The 3,837-nt window shown below is 75.3% G+C and carries 4 protein-coding genes; 3 read left to right on the top strand and 1 reads right to left on the bottom strand.

Annotated elements, in window-relative coordinates:
- Window positions 1–328, bottom strand: a 328-nt coding sequence (locus tag L1885_RS25175; protein WP_505016790.1) for a class I SAM-dependent methyltransferase, incomplete at its 3' end; no start/stop codon positions are given.
- Window positions 329–963: 635 nt separating this feature from the next.
- Here L1885_RS25175 and L1885_RS25180 point away from each other — a divergent pair.
- From L1885_RS25180 to L1885_RS25190, 3 genes are all read left to right on the top strand, one after another.
- Window positions 964–1,359, top strand: a complete 396-nt coding sequence (locus tag L1885_RS25180; protein ID WP_235799469.1) for a hypothetical protein — start codon at window positions 964–966, stop codon at window positions 1,357–1,359.
- 183 nt (window positions 1,360–1,542) lie between these two features.
- Entirely contained in the window at window positions 1,543–2,562 is a 1,020-nt protein-coding gene (locus L1885_RS25185; protein ID WP_235799470.1) for an alpha/beta fold hydrolase, read from the top strand.
- A 166-nt stretch (window positions 2,563–2,728) separates the two neighbouring features.
- The gene (locus tag L1885_RS25190; RefSeq protein WP_235799471.1) at window positions 2,729–3,766 is read left to right on the top strand and encodes an aspartate-semialdehyde dehydrogenase; all 1,038 of its coding nucleotides are present in this window, start codon (window positions 2,729–2,731) and stop codon (window positions 3,764–3,766) included.
- Window positions 3,767–3,837 lie beyond the last annotated feature (71 nt).

Genomic DNA, 3,837 nt, shown 5'->3' on the forward strand with positions numbered 1-3,837 from the left:
CGGCGGCGCCGTGCCGGGCGAGCACCGCCGCGAGGGCGCCCGCACCGCAGCACAGGTCGACGGCCACCGCGCCCGGCGGCATCAGCCGCAGGGCGTGCCCGGCGAGGAACTCGGTGCGGCGGCGCGGCACGAAGACGCCCGGCCCGACAACGATCCGCAGCCCGAGGAAGCCGGCCCAGCCGACGACGTGCTCGATGGGTTCGCCGGCGGCGCGCCGGGCGGCCATGGCGCGGGCCTGCGCGGGGTCCGCGGCGGTGGACAGGATCAGCCCGGCTTCTTCCTCCGCGAACACGCAGCCTGCGGCGCGGAGGGTGGTGACGAGGGACATCGGTGCTGGTGGAGCCTTCCGGGAGGGCCCGGTCGGGCCGCGGCCGCGGAGGTTCAGCGGGCGGCGGCGAGTCCGGGCGGACACTGCGTGAGGGCGGTAACGGGACTCACCTCCAGGGCTGTCGGACGCCGGGCGGCGCGGTGCGCGCGGCGGGGGCAGGAACGCTACCACGCGCCCCCGGCGCGGCCCCCGGCCGTCGCGGGACCCTCACGGGCGGGCCGCGCGAGCTGCTCGGGCGGGCGGCCCGCCGACGCCGGTCCTGCCCGGCGCAAGGGCGTCACCGGTCTTCGGCAGCGGCGCTCGGGCACGGGTCCACGAAGCCAACTGGCAGTCCTGAAGGCTGCTTTGAGGTCTGTTTCGAGGTGCGCTCTCCCCAGTCGACGCAGCGGGGCCTGTCGCATTGCCACAGGGAGTGCCCCGGGCGCCGTTCCTAGAGTTCCGTCCGGGGGCCGCGACCGGCGGCGGACCCGGCGGCGCCGTCGAAACGGGCGGCCCCGACGGGGCTCGGCAGCCGTCTCCCGGACCGGCCCCGGCCCGCGGTGACCCCGCGGAGGCCGGGGCCCCGGACGAGAGGCCGTGGCCGCCGAGCAGGGCCCTGCGCGCCCCATCCACAACCGACAGCGACGGGAACCATCATGCGTACGAGATCACGGATCATCGCGGCGACGGCGGCGGCAGCAGCCGCTCTGGCCGTCACGACGACTCTGGGCGCCGCCACCGCCTCCGCTGCGACAGCCGCGATCGGGACCGGCCGCGTGCAGTTGTGCTCCGAGGGGGGTTACAGCTCATCCTTGGTGTTCTCCGCCTCCGGCATCGCGACGCAGCGCACCGTGTTCGTCCCCGCCGGCCAGTGCCAGACGTTCAATGTCCCCTTCGCCGCCAGTCTGGGTGTCTGGGGCCAGGACAGCGACGGGACGCCCTTCAACGTGCCGGGACCGTCGCTCCGGTCGAGCCCGTCGCACGCGGGCATGAAGCTGGCCGCGGAGGGCACGACCACCGCGCCCCGTTTCGTCCAGCTGGCCAACAGCTGACGCAGGGGTCCGGAACCGGTGCGGGTGGCCGGCCGAGGGGCAGGGCCGGACATCCACCCGCCCCGGACGCCGCGGTCTCCGCTTCACCCCCTCCCGGCGGGCCCTGGCGCCGCTCCCCGGCGGGGCCGTAGCGTCGCGGCGGGCCCGGACGTGCCGGGCGGCGCGAGCGGGAGGCGGAACGGCATGGCGGAGCGCTTCGTGGAATCGGGCGGGAGCGGGCCCGAGGGGGTGCGGCTGCGGGTGTTCGACGAGGGCGAGGGCCCGCTCGTCGTGCTGCTGCACGGCTTCCCCGAGGGCCCGCACTCCTGGCGCCACCAGATCGGCCCGCTGGTGGCGGCCGGCTACCGCGTGCTCGTGCCGGAGCAGCGCGGCTACGGGGCGAGTTCGCGGCCGGAGCAGGTCGGGGCGTACTCGGTCTTCCGGCTGGTGGGCGACGTCGCGGCGCTGATCGCGGACGCGGGCGCCGAGCAGGCGGTGGTGGTCGGCCACGACTGGGGCGCGAGCGTCGCCTGGCGGGTCGCGGCCCTGCGGCCCGACCTGGTGCGCGCGGTGGCGGGGCTGAGCGTGCCGCCGTCGCCGCGCGGCCGGCGGCCCCCGCTGGAGGGCCTCCGGGAACTGCACGGCGGGCGCTTCTACATGAACCACATCGCCGACCGGCCCGGCGTGGCCGACGCCGAGATGGCGGCGGACGTGCGGCGGAGCCTGCGCGCGGCCTTCCACGGCCTGAGCGGCGAGAACCCCGCCAACGATCCCCCGCGCCCGCTGCTCGTGCCGGAGGGCGCCGGGCTGCCGGAGGCGCTCGGCGGCGGGGACGTGCCGCCGTCCTGGCTCACGGAGGACGACCTGGAGCAGTTCGCGCGACTGTTCGATCCGGCGGACGGCGGCTTCACCGGTGCCCTGAACTGGTACCGGACCATGGACACCGACTGGCCATACCTCGCGGCGTTCGACGGCGTCCGGCTGCGGATGCCCGCCCTCTTCATGGCGGGCGACCGCGACACCGTTCTCGCCTTCCCGGACCGCGCGCGGGTCCTCGCGCGGCTGGCCCGGCTGCATCCCGGGCTGCGGGAACCGGTGATCCTGCCCGGCTGCGGCCACTGGATCCAGCAGGAGCGGCCCGCCGAGGTGACGGCGCGGCTGCTGGAGTTCCTGGGGTCCCTGGGGTCCCCGGGGCGCTCACAATCGCCCGACCGGGCGGTGTGAGGAGGGCGGGCACCGCGTCCGCCCCGGTGGTGGCCGACAATGAAGTGGACAACGTCAGGTGCACCGCCCGCACTATGGGGCAGGCACAGGAGCACCGTGGTGTACGCACAGCGCCGTCCGTACGCACGGAAGACCCCGTACACACGTCACCGCCAAGGAGTCACCCGTGAAGGTCGGAATCGTCGGAGCCACCGGTCAGGTCGGCACGGTCATGCGCAGGATCCTCGGTGAGCGCGACTTCCCCGTGGAGAAGCTGCGTCTGTTCGCGTCGGCGCGCTCGGCCGGTACCGCGCTGGAGTGGCGGGGCGAGCAGATCACGGTGGAGGACGCGGCGACGGCGGACTACTCCGACCTGGACATCGTGCTGTTCTCCGCGGGCGGCGCCACCTCCAGGGCGCTGGCGGAGAAGGTCGCGGGGCAGGGCGCGGTCGTGATCGACAACTCCTCGGCGTGGCGCCGCGACCCCCAGGTGCCGCTGGTGGTCAGCGAGGTCAATCCGCACGCGGTCGCGGACCGGCCCAAGGGGATCATCGCCAATCCGAACTGCACCACCATGGCGGCCATGCCCGTGCTGAAGCCGCTGCACGCGGAGGCGGGACTGGAGACCCTGACCGCCACCACGTACCAGGCCGTATCGGGCTCCGGCCTCGCGGGCGTGGCGGAGCTGCACAACCAGGCGCAGAAGGTCGTGGCCGAGGCCGACGGCCTCACGCACGACGGCGGCGCGGTGGACTTCCCCGAGCCCGCCGTCTACAAGCGGCCGATCGCCTTCAACGTGCTGCCGCTGGCGGGCAGCATCGTCGACGACGGCTCGTACGAGACGGACGAGGAGCAGAAGCTCCGCAACGAGTCCCGCAAGATCCTGGAGATCCCGGAGCTGAAGGTGTCGGGCACCTGCGTGCGCGTCCCCGTCTTCACGGGCCACTCCCTCCAGATCAACGTCCGCTTCGAGCGGCCGCTGGGCGTCGAGCGGGCCTACGAGCTGCTGGCCTCGGCGCCGGGCGTGGAGATCTCCGAGATCCCGACGCCGCTCCAGGCCGCGGGCACGGACCCCTCGTACGTGGGTCGCGTCCGCGTGGACGAGACGGTGCCGGACGGCCGGGGCCTCGCGCTGTTCGTGTCGAGCGACAACCTGCGCAAGGGCGCGGCGCTGAACGCGGTGCAGATCGCCGAGCTCGTCGCGGCGGAGCTGCGCGGCGCCTGACGCGCACGTCCTGCCGCACGGCCGGCGGCGGCGCGGCAGGACGGGGCCGGGTTCGCGCGCGTCCGCGCGGG

The sequence above is a fragment of the Streptomyces fuscigenes genome (genome assembly GCF_021556455.1).
GTDB lineage: Bacteria > Actinomycetota > Actinomycetes > Streptomycetales > Streptomycetaceae > Streptomyces > Streptomyces fuscigenes.